Origin of the sequence: Pyramidobacter sp. YE332, assembly GCF_033060595.1 — a bacterium.
In the GTDB taxonomy this organism is placed as follows: domain Bacteria; phylum Synergistota; class Synergistia; order Synergistales; family Dethiosulfovibrionaceae; genus Pyramidobacter.
In genome coordinates, this window is record NZ_CP133038.1 from 483,463 (window position 1) to 500,011 (window position 16,549).

The window sequence follows — 16,549 nt, forward strand, 5'->3', positions numbered from 1 at the left end:
ATGATTTTTTCTCACTTGAAGAGCATCAGGAGCCCGGAGGCGATCAGATAGCCGTAGACGAGCAGGCGCAGGCGCTTGGGGTCGAGGCGGCGGAAGATTTTCCCGCCGATCCAGGCGCCCAGCAGCAGCGAAACGAGGACGAGCCCGTACGCGCGGAGCGTGGCGGCGGTAAAGGCCCCGTTGCGCCAACGCATAAACGTGGTGATGCAGGCGGTGAAGCAAAAATGAGCGTTCAGCGAGGCGCGGTATTCGTCGTTGCTGTCGGTGGCGGCCAGCAGGTAGAGGGCCATGGGCGGCCCGCCGACGGAGAAGAGCCCCGAGAGCGCGCCGGCCAGCGCGCCGGCGATGGCTCCGTTGCGCGGCGTCGGCCTGATGCGGAGGCGGCCGCTGAAGAAGATCGAATAAACGCCCAGCGCGACCAGCGCGGCGCCGAGACTGCGAACCATGAACCCGTCGGCGGCGCCGGCGGAAAGCTGCACCGACAGAGCCGCAAAAACCAGCGCCGTCACAGCGCAGGGCAGCACGGTCTTCCAACGGATGTACCTGAAGCTGCTGGCGGCGACGAAAACGGCCGTCGTCGAGCCGCACAGGCCGGAGAGGGCGACCGCTTGCGCGTAGGGGAAGAGGTAGGGCAGCCGCGACATGTTCACCGGCCCGTAGCCGAAACCGCAGACGGCCTGGATGACCGCGCCGATCAGGCTGACCGAGAAGGCTGCGGCGAAAGTGAGAGGCGGCATGAAGAAAACTCCTTTTCAATGGGGGAATGTATCCACTTTACGCTTTCCGGCGCGCCTTTTCAAGCGCGAAAAAAACAAAGGCCGCTTTCCGCGGGGCGGTCCCCGCCGGCGCTCGGAACTCAGCGGAAGAGCAGCAGCGCGCCGGAGAAGATCAGGTAAGCGTAAACTATTTTGCGCAGCTTCGCCCCGTCGAGTTTGTGGAAGACTTTGTTGCCGACGAGAATGCTCAGCCCGACGGCGGCGGCCAGCAGCAGCCAGACCCGCAGCACCTGCGCCGTGATGATGCCGTTGCGCCAGCGCGCCGGCGATGCAGCCGTTGAACGGCGACGCCTTGATGCGGATCCGGCCGCTGAAGAACACCGAATATACGCCCAGAGCGATGAGGATGACGCCCAGCGAACGAGTGAGCGCCTTTTCGGCGGCGCCGACGGAAAGATAGACCGACAGGCTGGAAAAGATCATCCCGCAGATCAGGCACGGCACCAGCTTTTTCCAGCTGATGAAGCGGTACGTATTGGACAGCAGCAGCAGATCGATCGTCAGCCCGCAGAGAGTGACCACCGATACGGACTGCATGTAGGGCATCAGGTAAGGCCAGACCGACATGGCCACGGCGCCGAGCCCGAAGCCGCAGACGGTGTTGATGATCCCGCCGGCGGCCGCGGAGCTCATCAAAAGCGCGAGGGTGAGGACATTCATGGCAGGTCTCCGTTTCTGGGTGATTTCCCGCTTACTCTACTCCTGAAAAACGATTTGTTCAAGGATTTTCGCGCGAAACGTCGCTCGGGCGGCGGCCGCGGCCCCGCCGCCCCGAAAGGCGGGAGCTTCCGCGGGCCCTCCGCCGACTCCCTCGGCGGCGCGCTTTGCGATGAAAAATCCGCGCCGCGACGAATACAATTCGTTATCTTTACGCGGGGGGGGGGGATGTTAAACTTGTAAACGTCAAAAGACAACATATCGTACGCCGCTCCATGCGGCGTGCCACACAAAGGAGGCGGATCGGGATGAAAACGAAGGGAAAATTCTGCGCCGCGCGGGCGCTTCTGGCTCTGGCGCTGGCGGTCACGACAGCGGAAGCCGGCTGGGGCATCGTGACGGGAGACCAGCTGCAGATCGGCAGCGCCGCCCTTCCGGGCGTGGGCGCGCTCGTCGTGATCGGCTCCGACTCGCAGGCGACCGGCGCTGACGCCATCGCGATGGGGAAGGGGACGGCCGCCATCGGTTTCTCTTCCATCGCGATGGGACAGCAAACGACCGCCAGCGGCGGCTCTTCCACTGCGATGGGAGGGGAAACGACCGCCAGCGGCGACTATTCCACCGCCATGGGATGGAAAACGGCCGCCAGCGGCGACTATTCCACCGCCATGGGAGGGGAAACAACCGCCAGCGGTTTCTCTTCCACCGCGATGGGACAGCAAACGACCGCCAGCGGCGACTATTCCACCGCGATGGGGAGTTACACGATCGCCAGCGGCGACTATTCTACCGCGATGGGAGGGGAAACGATCGCCAGCGGCGACTATTCTACCGCGATGGGATGGAAAACGACTGCCAACAGCCAGTTTTCTACCGCGATGGGATGGAAAACGACCGCCAGCGGAGACTATTCCACCGCGATGGGAGGGGAAACGACCGCCAGCGGCGGCTCTTCCACCGCGATGGGATGGAGAACGACCGCCAGCGGCGACTCTTCCACCGCGATGGGATGGAGAACGACCGCCAGCAGCCAGTTTTCCACCGCGATGGGACAGCAAACGACCGCCAGCGGCAGCTCTTCCACCGCGATGGGGGGGAAACAGGGCAATCGCTTACGAAAATCCACTCGAGGAAATTGCCATTAAGCTCACGAGAAGAAGAAAGCCGCAACGCAGAAAAGTAAGTTCATCCCAAGAAAGCCTCCCTGCGGTAGAATACAAAGAAACACCGAAAACGCCCCAAAACACCGACAGGAGGCACGAGAATGAACCAGACATTTCTGGAACTGCTGGCAGAAATTGAAGATTTCCGCACAGGCAACGCGATCCACTATCGGCTCCAGGATATCCTTCTGGTCAGCGTGCTGGCCGTGATCTGTAACATGGATACCTATACGGAAATGGCCATGTTTGCCGATCATCAGAAGAAATATCTGGCGCCGTTCTGCGACTTCCGCCACGGCACCCCTTCTCACGATACCTTTGGCAAGGTGTTGAGCCGCCTCGATCCCCGTGTGTTGTCCGAACGCTTCAACGCCTGGATGAGCGAGCTGTACGTCCACCTGGGCAAGCTGGCGGAGTCAGGAGGCATGACCGTCGCCATCGACGGCAAGACCATATGCCGCAGCGGCAGTTCCGAACAGAAAGCCAGTCACGTGCTCACCGCTTTTGCCAGTCGGGCGCAGCTGGTCCTCGGTCAGATCAAGACCGACGAGAAGAGCAACGAGATCACGGCCATCCCCGAACTGCTGGATCTCTTTCAGGTCAAAGACACCGTCGTCACCATCGACGCCATGGGGACGCAGAAGGACATCGCCGCTAAGATCATCGAAAAGGGCGGAGATTACGTCCTCGCCGTCAAAGGCAATCAGAAGAAACTGCACGACGACATCATCTGGCACCTGCGCAGCGAAGCGCAGGACACAAGCACAAGAGAACTCAAAGCCAAAGGACAGTATGCCAGCACCCTGGAGAAGGATCATGGGCGCATCGAGAGAAGAGAATGTTACCTCTCCAACGACCTGAGCTGGTTCGAAGGACTTGAAGGCTGGCGAGGCATCACGGGCGTCGCCTGGATCCACAACACCCGGAACGTCGATAACAAGACCAGCACTGAAGACCATTACTTCATCTACAGCCTGAAAGGAGCCCGGGCGCAAGACCTTCTGCGCATCAAGAGAGAGCACTGGGCGATCGAGAACAACTTACACTGGATGCTGGACATGGCCTTCAGGGAGGATGACTGTCGGGCGAGAGCGAAGAACGCGGCGGAAGTGATGAACATTCTGCGAAAACTTGCTTTGCAGATGCTGAAGACCTGTGAAACGTGCAAATGCGGGATGAGGAGCAAGCGCAAGCTCTGCGGGCTTGGCGTCCCTACGGCTCTGCAGGTCCTGGGACTGGTGCCGACGGGCTTGCTTATTTCGTAAGCGATTGCCCTGGGGGGGAAACGACCGCCAGCGGCATATATTCCACCGCGATGGGGAAGGGGACGACCGCCAGCGGTTTCGCTTCCACCGCGATGGGGCAGTGGGCGACCGCCAGCGGCGACGCTTCCGCCGCGATGGGGTACGCTTCGCAGGCGAAAGGCAGAAACTCCCTGGCCGCGTCGGGCGGCGTCACTGAGGGAACGGCGGAAAACTCCCTCGCCGCGGGCTGGGGCGCCCACGCCAAACTGGCCGGTTCCGTCGCCCTCGGCAGCTTCGCCACCGCGGACACCCCCGCCGGGGAAACGGCCTTTTTGGCCGGCGGGCAGACGGAGCCGGCCTGGAAATCGACGCACAACGCCGTCGCCGTGGGCAACCGGACGCCGTACAGCTATACTTATACCGACCTGAACGGCAATCCCGTTACGGAAACCGTGCCGGCCGCCAGCCGCCAGATCACCGGCGTGGCAGGCGGCACGCACGGCACCGACGCCGTCAACATCGCCCAGCTCAAACGCGGCCTCTCGTTCCGCGCCTTCGACTCGAACGGCGCGCTCCTGGGCGCGCTGGACATGGAAAGCGCCGCGGCCGCCCCGGCCTTCAGGGCCGGCGAAGGACTGAAACTGACCGTCGACGGCCAGACCCTCGTCCTCGAACTCGACGGCGCCGGCGGCTCCTGGAACCTCGACACCAAGCCCGGCGCGCAGCCCCCGGCCGCCGTCAATCCCAACGACACGGTGACGTTCACCAGCGGCGACAACATCGCCATCACCCGCGACGACAAAAACGTCACCATCGCCACGAAAGCCGACGCGAACTTCAACAGCGTCACGGCGAACGCCTTTACGGCCGGTGGCGCCTCGATCACCGACAACGGCCTCGTCATTGAAAACGGCCCCTCAGTCACCAGGGCCGGCATCGACGCCGGAAACAAAAAGATCGCCAACGTCGCCAAAGGAGAAGTCAGCCAGACCAGCGCCGACGCCATCAACGGCTCGCAGCTCTGGGGCGTCTCGTCGAGCGTTGCCGGCCGCTTCGGCGGCGGCTCCACGGTCAATTCCGACGGCTCGATCAGCGCGCCTGCCTACACCATCCGCGGCGGCACATACCATAACGTCGGCGACGCCCTCAGCGCCGCAGACACCGAATTCACCAACATCTACAACAATTTCGGCAGCGTCTACGAACAGATGGGCGAACTGCGAAGCGACGTCAAGAACGTCGGCGCGCTGAGCTCCGCGCTCTCCGGGCTGAAACCGATCCAGTACGATCCCGTCAGGCCCAGCCAGATCATGGCCAGGTTCGGCAACTACCGCGACACGTGGGCGCTGGCGCTGGGCGTGGCGCATTACGTCAGGGAAGACTTCATGGTCCACGCCGGCGTGTCGATTACCCACCACGGCGAATCGATGGCCAACGCCGGGCTGACGTGGAAGATCGGCAAGAAGGAAGACAAGGACGCGATCCCGGCGCGTTACCGCAAGGGCCCGATCGGCAGCGTCTACGTGATGCAGAAGGAAAACGCCGAACTTGCAGGCCCAGGTGGCCTCGATGGAGCACGAGATGGCGGAGATGAAGGCTTCGCAGGCTCAGGAAATTGCGGAACTGAAGGCTTCGCAGGCTCGCCAACAGGCCGAACTGAAAGCGCGCATGGCGGAACTGGAACGCCTGCTGCGCGCCTCGGGGAGGGCCCGGTAGGCGGGGAAAGCATAAGAAATCATATGAAAGGCGCGGACTGGATTTGTCTCCCAGTCCGCGCCTTTTCGTTTGTTTTATGACCGCCGCGGCGGAGCGCGTTTTTTTCAACGTTTCATGAGTCCATGTTCCATGTGGAACATTTTCTTTCGGCCGCGGAAAAGGAGGCGCTGCTCTTTCGGCGTTTCGTTCCGGAAAAACGCGGTTCTAGCGGCGGTAGACGATCTCGCCGCCGATCACGGTCGCTGCGGGCAGGATCTCGCGGATCTGCGCGATCGGGCAGGCGAAGATGTCGCGGTCGAGCACGGCCAGGTCGGCGACGAAGCCGGGCTTGAGGCGTCCCTTGTCGCGCTCGTGGAACTCGAGATAGGCGCTGCCGGCCGTGTAGGCGTCGATCGCCGTCTCGACGTCGACTTTTTCCCGCGGGAACCAGCCGCCTTCGGGCCGGCCGAGGCGGTCCGTGCGGGCGACGGCGGAGCAGATGCAGGGGAACGGGTTGCAGTCTTCGACCGGCGCGTCGGTGCCGTAGCCGACGGGGATGCCGAGCGCGGCGGCCGTGCCGAAGGCGTAGGACGTGCTCGCCAGCTCCGCGCCGCAGCGGGACTCGGCGATGTGCATGTCGTAGTCGAGGAAAATGGGCTGATAGGCGACGCAGAGGCCGTCCGCGGCGATGCGTTCGAGCAGCGGGCGGTCGGTGATCTGGCAGTGGTTGACGATGTGGCGCAGCGGGTTTTTCCCGCCGTCTGTGACGCGCTCGTAGCAGGCGACCGTGTCGGCGATGGCCTGATCGCCGATGGCGTGGGTGATGACCTGCACGCCGGCGTCGCGGGCGGCCCGGCAGAAGCGGTCCATTTCCTCGTTGGAGAGCGTTTCCACGCCGCGGTTGCCGGGGTCGTCGCGGTAATCGCGGCTCATTTTGGCGCTGCGGCCGCCCAGCGAGCCGTCCTTGAAGAGCTTGAGCGGGCCGATCTCGACGTGGGCGGCGGGGTCGTGGTATTTTTCGCGCGCACCGCCGCGCAGAAATTCTTCGAAGTCGCCGACGCCGCGAAAGGTCATCTGGTGGCGGTAGCGCAGCGTCGTGCGGCCGCCGGCGTGGGCGCGGGTGACGATCTCCATCAGCGTGCCGGCCGGCACGGGGACGAAGCCGGCGTCATTCGACTGTACGCTGGTGAGTCCGTGGGCGACGGCGTAATCGGCGGCTTTGACGAACATGTCTTCGTATTCGGCCGCCGACTTGGGCGGGATCAGCCGGTTGGCATGGACGACGGCCTGCTCCTTGAAGACGCCACTGGGGAAGCCGTCGGCTTCCAGCTCGAACTCCCCGTTTTCGTACTGCGGCGAATTTTTGCCGAGGCCGAGCATCTCGATGGCTCTGGTGTTGACGGCGGCGATGTGGCGGCAGACGCGCTCGACGATCACGGGGATGTCGGTGGAGATTTGGTCGAGGTCGTGGCGGTTGGGCAGGCGCTTTTCGCCTTCGTCGAAAAGGTCCTGGTTCCAGCCGATGCCGGCGACGCCGTGGCGGCACAGCTCGGGATGCTCGGCGAGGAAGCGCCGGCCGCGCGCGACGATCTCGCCGACAGAACGCGCGCCGTTCAGCCGCAGCTGCGACATTTCCATGCCGACGCCGAGCAGGTGCATGTGGCTGTCGTTGAGGCCGGGGATCACCGCGCGCCCTTCGCAGTCGAGGATCTCCGCGCCGCGCCCGGCGGCCGATCTGATCTCGTCGTCGCGTCCGACGAGGCGGATCACGCCGTCTTCGGCGTAAAGCGCCTGAGCGAAACGGCCGCGCTCCACGTAGATTTTCCCGTTGACAAGGGCGAATTTTTTCATTTTTCTCGTACCTCCGATGGAGCGCTCCGCTCCGTTGCGAAAGCGCCGCGGAACAGGACGGGCCGCCCTGCTCCGCGGCGCGGTTTTTCGGCCGTGCGGAAGCTTACCGCTGTTCTTCCCTTTTGTTCCTGTAGCCGAAGTAGAAATAGACGCAGGCCGCGATGCAGGGGATGGAGAGCCCGGTGACGCAGGTGACGGGGTCGTTGACCAGCGTGTTGACCATCATGCCGAAGTTGATCAGCAGCGTCAGGCAGACGGTGAAGGCGCCGCCCCACACCTTGTAGGGACGCTCGAGGTCGGGCAGCTTTTTGCGCAGCACCAGCACGGCGGCGATGATCAGCACGTTGATGAGCATCGAGCCAAAGACCACCAGGTTGGTGAGCTGGTCGAGGCTGCGCACCCAGATGTAGGCGATGGAGATGACGCACTGGCAGAGGATGGGCGCCGTGGGGACCTTGTAGGCGGGGTGCAGTTTGCCGAACGAGCGGAAGAAGTGGCCTTCCTTGGCCATGGCGTAGTAGTTGCGCGGGAAGGCGATGACCATGCCGTTGATAGAGCCGAGCATGGAGACGACCATGCCCACGGTGACGAGAATGCCGCCGGCGCCGCCCAGCAGGCGCAGGGCGACTTCGGTGCCCAGATAGAGCTTTTTCGCCTCGATCATGGCGCGCATTTCGGCCAGGGGCAGCACGCGGTAAATGGCGTAGTTGAACAGCATGTAGAGCACGGCGATGCCGGAGATGGAGATGATCAGCGACAGCGGCAGGTTGCGCTTGGGGTCCCTGATCTCCTCGGTGACGGCGTTGAGGTTCGTCCAGCCCTCGTAGGCCCACAGCGTCGCCAGTGTGGCGAAGCCGATCATGTTCAGCACCTTGGAGAACGGCACCGGCCCGTCCATGGGCGTGAAGGAAAGGTCGGGCGAGACGTCGCCCATGAAAAGCGCCGAACCCATGATGATGAAGATGGGGATCAGCTTGGCGACCATCGTGACGTTCTGCAGCACGGAGCCGCGCTTGATGCCGAAGCAGTTGTAGGCCGTAAAGGCGATCAGGATGGCGGAAGCGGCGACCTGCGCCGCCACGCCGCCGAGGCCGAACATGGCCGTCAGCGCCACCGCGCCCGCGGCCAGCGAAGCGGGGCCGGTCAAAAGCCAGCTGTTGAAGCCACTGATGAAGCCGACCAGCGGGTGGTAGGCCGTGTTCAGGTACACCGTGACGCCGCCGGCCTTGGGGATCATCGCCCCCAGTTCGGCGAAGCACAGGCCGCCCAGCAGCGAAATGACGCCGCCCACGAACCAGCACAGCAGCGCCAGCCCGAGGCTGAAGCCGGCCCGCTGCAAAACGTAGGAGCCGAGATAGAAGATGCCGCCGCCGATCATGATGCCGCCGAGGATGCTGACGCCGCCGAACAGCGTGATTTCGCGCTTGAACTCCGTCTTTTCGGAACTGAGCTGAGAAACGAGATTCTGATTGTCCGCCATTTTTTTTGTTTTTCCCCCTGAGAAAAGTCGTTTTATCCGCGTGCGCGGCCCCTTAAAACACTTTTTCGCCGCCGATATACGTCGCCGTGACCTTGGCGGCGAGGATGTCGCGCTCCGGGCATTTCAGCAGGTCGCGGTCCACCGTGATGAAGTCGGCGTACATGCCGGGCTTGATCTTGCCCTTCACGTCCTCGTCGCGCGTCGCCCAGGCCCCCGCCGCCGTGTAGCCGTACAGCGCCTGCTCGCGGCTGAGGATCTGCCGCGGCAAAAACGGCCCTTCGCCGTTCAGGTCGCGGCTGGTGACCGCGCAGTACAGGCCGCGCATGGGATTGAAGTCTTCCACCGGCGCGTCGGTGCCGAACGGCGCGTGCACGCCCGATTCGATGTAATCCTTCCAGGCGTAAGAAGTGCTTCCCAGCTCTTTGCCGACGCGGTCGAAGACGATGTGCATGTCGTAGTCAATGAAGACCGGCTGGATAAAGGCGATCGCGTCGAGTTCCCTGAAGCGCTCCACCTGGCGCCGGTCGGTGATCTGGCAGTGAACGACGCCGTGGCGCGGGTGCACATAGGGCATTGCCTTGCGGGCGCGCTCGATGGCGCCAAGCGCCATCTCCATGGCGCCGTCGCCGATGGCGTGCATGGCCACGGGCATGTTGTTCTCGTGCGCCTTCAGCACCAGCGCGTCGAGTTCTTCCTGCGTGTAGGTCGGCAGGCCGCGCGTCGAGGAATCGTCGGCGTAGGGCCTGCGCATGTAGGCCGTGCGCGCCCCGAGCGAGCCGTCGGTGAGCAGCTTGACCGTGGAGATCTTGAAGCTGCGGTTGCCGTAGCTGTCGTCGAATCCCTTGCGGTCGAAGAACTCATCGATCTCGGCCTTGGTGGGCAGCAGCGCCTGCTCCCCCCAGCGCACCTTGAGCCGCCCGTCCTCCGAGGCATCGCGCAGCAGGCGCATCATCTCGTAAGCGCAGCCGTCGGGCGTGTACTTGAAGTCGTCCGACTGGATGCTGGTGATGCCGCAGGCGAACAGATCCTTCTGGCAGGCCAGCACCATGTCCAGCAGCGTCTCCAAATCGGGCGCCGGCAGGTTGGCCTTGATGTTGTCGACGATATGTTCCTTGACGACGCCGTCGGGCGAGCCGTCGGGATTTTTCCCGGCGAACTCTCCCATCTTTTCCGCCGCGGCCCTGTCCAGCCCTACCAGCTCCATGGCCCTGGAGTTGAGCGCGCCGACGTGGAAGCACGTGCGCATGACCAGCAGCGGATAGTCCGCCGTCACGGCGTCGAGATCGGCCGCCGTGGGATAACGCTTCTCGTCGGTAAAATAGTCGTGGTTCCAGCCCTCGCCGAGCAGCCACAGCCCCGAGGACGGATCGTACTTCTCCAGCCCCTTTTTCATGCGCTCGACGACCTCGCCGACGGACTTCGTCCCCCGCAGGTCGACCGAGCCCAATTTGGACTTGGCGTAATGCAGGAAGTGCATGTGGCTGTCGTTGAAGCCGGGCATCAAAAACGCCCCGCCGCAGTCCAGCACTTCGAGTTCCTTTTGCGGATGCTCCTTCAGATAGGCCTCGGCCCCCTGTCGCTGCCCACGTACGCGAAGAAATCCCCGACGACGACCGCCGAATCGGCGGCCGGGTTCTCGCGGTCCATGGTGGCGATCGCCGCGTTGCGGATCCATAACGACATGCAAACACCCCGTCTCGTTTGTATGATACCGTCAGCTTTTGACGGCCGCTTTTCAGTTATTAAAATTTTTATGTGGCGCTTTGGGATTGTAACAATGCTACCTCACGGTGTCAACGTGAGGATTCAGCCCAGGAATCAAAGTTGGGGAAAGATGTTTTTCAACTCCGGCAGAGTCGGAAAAATGTTTCGGCGCGCGGCGGCACTCCGCAGCGCTCTGCAAACTATATTGGTGCTTTTTATCAAGAAATAGGATTCAGTCCGCTTCTCTGACGGCCCAGGCGTGGTCGAGCGGCCCCGAGCCGCGCCCGAGATCCAGTCCGGCCCGCAGCGCGTCGGTGACGTAGGCTTTGGCGCGGCGCACGCTTTCTTCGACGCTGCGCCCCATAGCGAGATGGCAGGCGATGGCCGACGAGAGCGTGCAGCCCGTGCCGTGAGTGTTGGGGTTGTCCAGGCGCGGCGAATTCAGCCAGACGAGACGTCCTTCGCTGAGGAGCAGGTCGTCGGCGCAGTCGGTCAGATGGCCGCCCTTGATCAGCACGGCGCCGCCCAGGCCGGCGGCGAGGCGCCGCGCCGCCCGTTCCATGTCGCCGTGATCGGCGATGGCGAAGCCGCAGAGTGCTTCCGCCTCGGGGATGTTGGGCGTGATCACCGTCCCCAATGGCAGCAGTTCGCCGCGCAGCGCGCCGGTCGCGTCTTCGTCGAGCAGGCGCGAGCCGCTGGTGGCGACCATGACGGGGTCGACGACGACGTTGCGCGCGCCGAAAGCCTTGAGCCGGGCGGCGATGGTCGAGATGATGGCGGCGCTGGACACCATGCCGATTTTCACGGCGTCGGGGCGGATGTCGTCGAAGACGCAGTCGATCTGCTGCGCCACGAATTCCGGCGAAGCTTCGAGCACGCCGAAGACGCCGGTGGTGTTCTGGGCGGTCAGCGCCGTGATCGCGCTCATACCGTACACCTTGTGGGCCGCCATGGTCTTGAGGTCGGCCTGGATGCCGGCGCCGCCCGAGCAGTCGGAACCGGCGATCGTGAGGACTTTGTATATCATCGGAAAGACTCCTTTGCGAAAAAATTTCAGGCGCCGAAGATTTCGTCGGCGAGGCGGCGCAGGCGACGCGCCGACGCTTCGACGTCGGGGGCGGCGAAGAGCGCCGAGACGACGGCCGCGCCGCACAGCCCCGTGCCTTTCAGCCGCGGCAGATTGTCCGCCGTGATGCCGCCGATGCCCACGACGGGAATGGAGACGGCGGCGGCGATGCGTTTCAGCTCGTCGAGCGAAAGCGCGGCAGTGGCGGCCTTGGTATCGGTCGGAAACAGCGCCCCCGAGCCGAGGTAGTCGGCGCCGCCCCGTTCGGCCGCGACGGCTTCCGCGACGTTGTGAGCCGAGACGCCGATGATTTTGCGCGGCCCGAGCCGCAGGCGCGCCGCGCGCGGATCCGCGTCGTCCTGTCCGAGGTGGACGCCGTCGGCGCCGCAGGCCAGCGCGATCTCGACGCGGTCGTTGACGATCAGCGGCGCGTTGTATCTTTTCACGACGGATCCGATCGCCAGCGCTTCGGCCAGAAAAAGGCCGTCGGGCAGGTCCTTCTCGCGCAGCTGCACCATCGTGGCGCCGCCGCGCAGCGCCTCTTCCACGGCCTGTGCCAGCGTCTTCGTCCCCAGCCAGCGGCGGTCGGTGACGGCGTAGAGGCGCAGCGATTCTCTTGAGCAGTTCATGAGTTTCCCTTCTTTCCATCAGAGGTGTTCACCAGAGGCGTTCGTCGCGGGGCGATTCTCGCCGCAGAAAAATGACGGGGGAGAGCCTGCGCGCCGGTTCTCCCCCGTCATTTTTCAGAAAGCGCTTCCTTCGCCGGCATGATCCCGTATCAGGTTCAAAGGGTCGAGGCCGTGCGGCCTCCTCTCAGCCCGCCTGTGCGGACTCCCCTGCGTGATGGAACTCCCGTTTGAAATTATAATCCCTGCGGCGCCCGCGTCAAGCGCGCAGCATTTCTTCCAGACGGCCGTCCTGCCACAGCGCGACGAGCGTGCCGTGGGCGACAGCCACCGAGCTTTCTCGGCCGGTGAATTCGTTGCTGACGGCGAGGGCGACGGAACTTTCCAGCACGGCGTCCGTCAGTTCGTATTTGAGGCCCCGCAGCGTGACGCCGCAAGCCGGCTCGCTCAGGCAGAACAGCGAGAGGTAGCCGCGATGCGCGGCGCTGAAGCGCAGCTCGCCGTCGGTCAGCGCTGTGGCGGTCTCGTTTTCTCCGGCCAAAAAGCCGCGCGCGCCGCGGCGCGAAAGGTACATCAGCGTCTGCAGGTTGGCGAGCGTGTGCGCCAGTCGACCGCCAAGTCCCCCCAGCAGGACGAAACGCTCGCAGCCGCGCGCCAGTCCTTCCTTGACGGCGAGCGCCATGTCGGTGTCGTCCTTGACGGGAGCGCAGCGCACGACGTTGCGGTGTTCGGGCACATAACCCAGCGAGTCGAAGTCGCCCAGCACCATGTCGATTGGCGCGCCGCGGCGGCGCAGCGATTCATAGCCGCCGTCGGCCGCGATCACATAATCGCCGGGCAGCGGCGCGAAAGCGGGGGCGTAGAACTCGCCGGCTCCCGCGATCCAGCAGACGGACTTATTCATGGACGGGCGGCGTCTGATCGCCGGGGGTCGCCTTCCGGGCGGCTTCGCGCTTCTCTTTCTGCTTGGCGTAGAAGTCGCCGTAGAGCTTTTTGTACACTTCGTAGTTGCCGAGGACTTTTTTGACGTAATCGTTGGTCTCGCGGAAGGGAACTCCTTCCATCCAGGCGTCCTGTTCCCAGCCGCCGCGCTCGGCGTTCCACTTGTTCACGTTGCCGCCACCGGCGTTGTAGGCCGATACGGCCCAGTCGAGGCGCTTGAAGCGGGCGATCAGGCCGCCGATGTGCGACGCGCCCATGGCGATGTTGTCGGAGGGATTGTAGGAGCTGTACTTTTTCAGGCCGATCTTTTTGGCTTCGCCGGCCGCCGTGGCCGGCATGAGCTGCATCAGGCCGGCCGCGCCCACCCAGCTGGTGGCGCGGGGATCGAACGAGCTTTCCTGCTTCATGATCGACCAAATCAGGAGCGGATCGACGCCGAACTTTTCGGCCTGCGCCTCGACGGCGGCGCGGTAGGGACGCGGGTAGACGAGCTCCAGCAGGGAGCGGGGGATCTCGCGGCCTTTCAGTTTGCTCTCGATGGCGCCGTGCAGGTCGGCGTACGCCTGCCCCTCGAGGCCGAGCCAGCGGGCCAGCTGGGAGCGGCGCATCCGGCTGGGCAGATCGTTTCTGCCGGTCAGCAGCATGCGGGCGTGGGTCATGAAGCCCCAGCGTTCCAGTTCGCTCGCGGGCGCGGGGGCGAGGTCCTTCGGCAGCGGCGCGTCGGCGATTTTGAGCGAGCCGCCGTCGAAGGCCATAAAGCTGTAGATGCTCAGGGCGTGGTCGTCTCCCAGTTCTTTCTCGTATTTTTCCGCTTCGCCGGCGCGCCCCAGATCGTTCAGCGCTCTGACGTGCCAGTAGAGCAGGCGGGCGGCGCTCAGGTCGCCGGGGTGAGCGGCCGAAAGTTTCCAGTTTTTCAGCGCCGTCTCGTAATCTTTGCGGCAGAAAGCGTCCCAGCCTTTGCCCCAGATCAGCGCGTTCGCGCGCGTCCCGTCGGGAAAGCGTTCGATGTAGTCGTCGCGCGCTTCCTCGGCTTTGCTCCAGCGGCTGGTGGCCAGCGAATAGAGCGCCGACGCGGCGCGGAACGCGTCTTTGTCGCCGGAGGCCTTGAGCAGGGCGGCCAGCGCCGCTTTTTCCGCCGGGCCGCCGATCATCAGCGACAGGCGCGAGAGCGAGCGGGGCACGTAATCGCCGTCTTTTTTGAAAACGAGCTTCTCGAAAAGCGGCGCGGCCAGCGGCGGCTTCCCCAGGCGCTGCCAGCACATGGCCAGATAATAAGTCCCCGACTCGCCGTAAGCGCCGCCCCATTTGAGCTGACTCAGGAACTTGACGCCGTCCTGATAACGGCCGTCGAGGTAGGCGGCGTAGCCGAGGCGATAGCTGCGCTGCAGCGACGAAGGCGCTTTTGCGGCGATCTTGAGCGCGGCGGCATTGCGCGGCTCCAGTTTGAGCAGGCGCAGCGCGTCGGCGGACTTCATGCGCCCGAGCTTGGCCAGCTCGCTCAGCATCTCCGCTTCCTGGTCGTCGCTGCTGGTCGCGTCGGCCATGCGCCGCAGCCACTTTTCCTTCTCGTCGACGTTCTCGGTGAGGCGGAAGAGCAGATACATGGCGTAGTAGCGCGCCAGCCGCGGCGTGGATTTTGCCTGATAGAGCGCCAGCCCGGCCTGATAGGCTTCCCGGGGCCGTTCGGTGCGTTCCAGTGCCAGAGCTGTGAGCAGGCTCGCATAGGGGACGACGCTTTTGGGATAGCGGCTGCCGATCTGTTCCATCACTTCCAGAGCGTCACCCCAGCGTGACTGATACCAAAGCGCGTTCGCCGCCAGCGACAGGGCGCGCGGCGAAAGTTTTTCCCGTTGTTCGAGCAGCGTTTCGATGGACTTCCAGTTGCGGCTCAAGAAGAATTTCTCCGCGGCCTGTTCTTCGGGGGAAGGCTGCTGCGCCGCCGCCGTCAGCGGCGGGACTGTCAGGATCAGAAACGTCAGCAGCGTCCGGATGATTTTTTTCATGGTCAAACCTCCTGTTCGTCTTCGAAACGAGAGCGCGGTTTCGAAGATCCTTTATTATAATACATGAAGACCGGCGGGGCTGTCATAAAACGTCCCGATCCATTATAATCGGTGCGGAATCCCCGCTGAAGGAGGGATGAACGTTTCATGATTTCAAAAGGCCTGATGGAATTGATTTTTTCCGCTTCGAGCATCGAACGCTGGAACGACCATCCGCGCACGGCCCAGTTCACCGAGATCGACAAGCAGGCGCACAAGGCGATGATCGCCTATTTCATCGCCCGCGCCGAGGAGGACCGCGGCCGCGCCGTCGACTGGAACCGGCTTATCGCCAACGGCGCGTTCAGTTTTTTGCACCGCGTGCTCGTCACCGACATCAAGCCGCCCGTCTTTCACCGCCTCATGCAGGACCGCGCGCAGCAGCGTCAGCTCAACGATTGGGTCTACGCCCAGCTCGAGCCGCTGTTGTCGCCGCTCGGTTATCCGCTGTGCGAGCAGTGCCGCGCCTATCTCGGATCGGTCCCCGACAGCCTCGAAGACCGTATCCTCGGCGCCGCGCACTACGTCGCCACGCGCTGGGAGTTTGGCTTCATCTACTATTGGAGCAAGCCGCTGTACGGCATCGAAAAGACGCGTGAAGAGATCATGGGCGAGATCGAAAAATACCGCGATCTGGCCGCGGTGGGCGACATCCTTTCGTCGGAGCACAGCGCCTTCAACGATCTGATCAGCCTCGTCGGGCAGCTGCAGTTCCAGAAGCGCTGGGCGCAGATCCAGCGCCTGCCGCCCACGTCGGTGCTCGGCCATCTGCTGGTGGTCGCGCTGCTGAGCTGGCTCATTTCGCTCGAGATCGGCGCGGGCGCGCGGCGGCGGCGCAACGATTTTTACGGCGGTCTCTTCCACGACCTGCCCGAGGTGCTGACGCGCGATATCATTTCGCCCGTGAAGCGCTCCGTCAAGGGACTCGACGAGCTGGTCAAGAAGCTGGAACGCCGCGGCGTCGAGGAGAACCTGTTCCCGCTGCTGCCGCCGGCGTGGCGTGACGACGTGCTCTACATGGTCATGGACGAGTTCGAAAACCGCGTCCGCACGAACGGCCGCGTGCGCGTCATCGGCCGCGATCTCGCCGACGCCGAGGGGCGCGACGAGATGGATCCCGTCGACGGCCGCGTCATCGAGGTCTGCGACAAGCTGTCGGCCTACATCGAAGCGCGCGAGTCGATCCGCATCGGCGTGCGCCCCGCGGCGCTGGAAGAAGCGTCCATGCGCCTGTACGATTCTTTCGCCTCGCGCCGGGTGGCCGGCTACGAGGTGAAGGGGCTTTTCGACAGTTTCAAGTAAA

The 16,549-nt window shown here is 63.9% G+C and carries 14 protein-coding genes and 1 riboswitch; of the genes, 4 read left to right on the forward strand and 10 right to left on the reverse strand.

The features are described 5' to 3' along the window. Positions 1 to 11 precede the first annotated feature (11 nt). Positions 12 to 737, reverse strand: a complete 726-nt coding sequence (locus RAH42_RS02305) for a sulfite exporter TauE/SafE family protein (protein WP_317539860.1) — start codon at positions 735 to 737, stop codon at positions 12 to 14. 15 nt (positions 738 to 752) lie between these two features. Next, positions 753 to 1,436 (reverse strand): sulfite exporter TauE/SafE family protein, encoded by a 684-nt coding sequence (locus RAH42_RS02310; RefSeq protein ID WP_317539861.1) that lies wholly within the window; start codon positions 1,434 to 1,436, stop codon positions 753 to 755. A 305-nt stretch (positions 1,437 to 1,741) separates the two neighbouring features. Between RAH42_RS02310 and RAH42_RS02315 the strand changes: the two genes are divergently transcribed. From RAH42_RS02315 to RAH42_RS02325, 3 genes are all read left to right on the forward strand, one after another. Continuing rightward, positions 1,742 to 2,578, forward strand: coding sequence for a hypothetical protein (locus RAH42_RS02315; RefSeq protein ID WP_317539862.1), 837 nt, complete (start codon positions 1,742 to 1,744; stop codon positions 2,576 to 2,578). A gap of 119 nt (positions 2,579 to 2,697) precedes the next feature. Further along, entirely contained in the window at positions 2,698 to 3,861 is a 1,164-nt protein-coding gene (locus RAH42_RS02320) for an ISAs1 family transposase (protein WP_317539863.1), read from the forward strand. Further along, entirely contained in the window at positions 3,765 to 5,636 is a 1,872-nt protein-coding gene (locus RAH42_RS02325) for a YadA-like family protein (RefSeq protein ID WP_343228913.1), read from the forward strand. Before RAH42_RS02320 ends, RAH42_RS02325 begins: the two co-directional genes overlap by 97 nt. 124 nt (positions 5,637 to 5,760) lie before the next feature. Here RAH42_RS02325 and RAH42_RS02330 read toward each other — a convergent pair whose 3' ends face one another. The 8 genes from RAH42_RS02330 to RAH42_RS02365 all read right to left on the reverse strand — a co-directional run bounded on the left by RAH42_RS02330 (position 5,761) and on the right by RAH42_RS02365 (position 15,207). Further along, the gene (locus RAH42_RS02330; protein ID WP_317539865.1) at positions 5,761 to 7,386 is read right to left on the reverse strand and encodes an amidohydrolase; all 1,626 of its coding nucleotides are present in this window, start codon (positions 7,384 to 7,386) and stop codon (positions 5,761 to 5,763) included. A gap of 103 nt (positions 7,387 to 7,489) precedes the next feature. Then, positions 7,490 to 8,866, reverse strand: coding sequence for an amino acid permease (locus RAH42_RS02335; RefSeq protein ID WP_317539866.1), 1,377 nt, complete (start codon positions 8,864 to 8,866; stop codon positions 7,490 to 7,492). A 52-nt stretch (positions 8,867 to 8,918) separates the two neighbouring features. Continuing rightward, positions 8,919 to 10,394 (reverse strand): amidohydrolase family protein, encoded by a 1,476-nt coding sequence (locus RAH42_RS02340; RefSeq protein ID WP_317539867.1) that lies wholly within the window; start codon positions 10,392 to 10,394, stop codon positions 8,919 to 8,921. Between the two features lie 26 nt (positions 10,395 to 10,420). Further along, positions 10,421 to 10,549 (reverse strand): hypothetical protein, encoded by a 129-nt coding sequence (locus tag RAH42_RS02345; protein ID WP_317539868.1) that lies wholly within the window; start codon positions 10,547 to 10,549, stop codon positions 10,421 to 10,423. 253 nt (positions 10,550 to 10,802) lie between these two features. Beyond that, entirely contained in the window at positions 10,803 to 11,597 is a 795-nt protein-coding gene (thiD, locus tag RAH42_RS02350) for a bifunctional hydroxymethylpyrimidine kinase/phosphomethylpyrimidine kinase (RefSeq protein WP_317539869.1), read from the reverse strand. A 26-nt stretch (positions 11,598 to 11,623) separates the two neighbouring features. Then, a complete protein-coding gene (gene thiE / locus RAH42_RS02355) occupies positions 11,624 to 12,265 on the reverse strand; it encodes a thiamine phosphate synthase (protein ID WP_317539870.1) in 642 nt (213 codons plus the stop codon). Between the two features lie 108 nt (positions 12,266 to 12,373). Continuing rightward, positions 12,374 to 12,484: riboswitch (TPP riboswitch) on the reverse strand. Positions 12,485 to 12,521: 37 nt separating this feature from the next. After that, the gene (locus tag RAH42_RS02360) at positions 12,522 to 13,166 is read right to left on the reverse strand and encodes a thiamine diphosphokinase (RefSeq protein ID WP_317539871.1); all 645 of its coding nucleotides are present in this window, start codon (positions 13,164 to 13,166) and stop codon (positions 12,522 to 12,524) included. Further along, positions 13,159 to 15,207 (reverse strand): transglycosylase SLT domain-containing protein, encoded by a 2,049-nt coding sequence (locus RAH42_RS02365; RefSeq protein WP_317539872.1) that lies wholly within the window; start codon positions 15,205 to 15,207, stop codon positions 13,159 to 13,161. The genes RAH42_RS02360 and RAH42_RS02365 overlap by 8 nt, the downstream gene beginning before the upstream one ends. Before the next feature lie 147 nt (positions 15,208 to 15,354). Between RAH42_RS02365 and RAH42_RS02370 the strand changes: the two genes are divergently transcribed. Then, positions 15,355 to 16,548 carry an HD domain-containing protein gene (locus RAH42_RS02370; protein ID WP_078015705.1) on the forward strand — a complete coding sequence of 398 codons (1,194 nt, stop codon included), beginning with the start codon at positions 15,355 to 15,357 and terminating at the stop codon, positions 16,546 to 16,548. The last annotated feature ends 1 nt before the right edge of the window (position 16,549 follow it).

Excerpts from the sequence above, each read along its gene's own strand:
- RAH42_RS02305 (WP_317539860.1), bottom strand. The coding sequence starts at position 737 with ATGCCGCCTCTCACTTTCGCCGCAGCCTTCTCGGTCAGCCTGATCGGC.
- RAH42_RS02310 (WP_317539861.1), bottom strand. The coding sequence starts at position 1,436 with ATGAATGTCCTCACCCTCGCGCTTTTGATGAGCTCCGCGGCCGCCGGC.
- RAH42_RS02315 (WP_317539862.1), top strand. The coding sequence starts at position 1,742 with ATGAAAACGAAGGGAAAATTCTGCGCCGCGCGGGCGCTTCTGGCTCTG.
- RAH42_RS02320 (WP_317539863.1), top strand. The coding sequence starts at position 2,698 with ATGAACCAGACATTTCTGGAACTGCTGGCAGAAATTGAAGATTTCCGC.
- RAH42_RS02325 (WP_343228913.1), top strand. The coding sequence starts at position 3,765 with ATGCGGGATGAGGAGCAAGCGCAAGCTCTGCGGGCTTGGCGTCCCTAC.
- RAH42_RS02330 (WP_317539865.1), bottom strand. The coding sequence starts at position 7,386 with ATGAAAAAATTCGCCCTTGTCAACGGGAAAATCTACGTGGAGCGCGGC.
- RAH42_RS02335 (WP_317539866.1), bottom strand. The coding sequence starts at position 8,866 with ATGGCGGACAATCAGAATCTCGTTTCTCAGCTCAGTTCCGAAAAGACG.
- RAH42_RS02345 (WP_317539868.1), bottom strand. The coding sequence starts at position 10,549 with ATGTCGTTATGGATCCGCAACGCGGCGATCGCCACCATGGACCGCGAG.
- thiD (WP_317539869.1), bottom strand. The coding sequence starts at position 11,597 with ATGATATACAAAGTCCTCACGATCGCCGGTTCCGACTGCTCGGGCGGC.
- thiE (WP_317539870.1), bottom strand. The coding sequence starts at position 12,265 with ATGAACTGCTCAAGAGAATCGCTGCGCCTCTACGCCGTCACCGACCGC.
- RAH42_RS02360 (WP_317539871.1), bottom strand. The coding sequence starts at position 13,166 with ATGAATAAGTCCGTCTGCTGGATCGCGGGAGCCGGCGAGTTCTACGCC.
- RAH42_RS02365 (WP_317539872.1), bottom strand. The coding sequence starts at position 15,207 with ATGAAAAAAATCATCCGGACGCTGCTGACGTTTCTGATCCTGACAGTC.
- RAH42_RS02370 (WP_078015705.1), top strand. The coding sequence starts at position 15,355 with ATGATTTCAAAAGGCCTGATGGAATTGATTTTTTCCGCTTCGAGCATC.